The sequence below is a fragment of the Pyxidicoccus caerfyrddinensis genome (assembly GCF_010894405.1).
Lineage (GTDB): Bacteria > Myxococcota > Myxococcia > Myxococcales > Myxococcaceae > Myxococcus > Myxococcus caerfyrddinensis.
On sequence record NZ_JAAIYA010000141.1, the window covers coordinates 1 to 442 of the forward strand.

Below are 442 nucleotides of genomic sequence, written 5' to 3' on the forward strand. Positions count from 1 at the left end.
GAGGACGGACAAGAAGTGCTCGTCACGGCCACGGATGACCGGCACTTCTCGGTGGCGGGTGAGCCGGGCGCGCTCCTCATCGACCTGGAGGCCCGCGCCGCCGTCGCGCTGTACCTGGGCGATGTCTACATGCGAGGCGTGAACGAACGACAGTGGGCCGTGCTGTGGAGCGCGCGCCCCCTGCCGCTCCTCATGGAAGCCTTCCGCCTGGCGCCGTTCTGAGCACCCCGCGCACGCGCCTCAGGGGTGACGCTCCAGGACGATGTCCCGGCGCGCGAGCCACACGCCAGAGGCCGTGCGCGACAGCTTCACGATGCCACTTCCACCGCGAAGCTCCTGCTTCTCGCGGTAGCGCGGCGTCACGCCAAACTCGCCGTCGAACACGACGTCATCGACGTGGTACGCGGGCCGCCCCGGCTCGCCAATGAACAGGTGTACGTGC

The 442-nt window shown here is 69.5% G+C and carries 2 protein-coding genes; one reads left to right on the forward strand and one right to left on the reverse strand.

Annotated elements, in window-relative coordinates; genetic code table 11:
* The coding region (locus G4D86_RS51885) for a hypothetical protein (protein WP_164003113.1) at positions 1-222 on the forward strand (222 nt) is incomplete at its 5' end.
* A gap of 18 nt (positions 223-240) precedes the next feature.
* Here the strand turns inward: G4D86_RS51885 and G4D86_RS51890 are convergent.
* On the reverse strand, positions 241-442 hold a 202-nt coding region (locus G4D86_RS51890; protein ID WP_205520439.1), incomplete at its 5' end, for a hypothetical protein.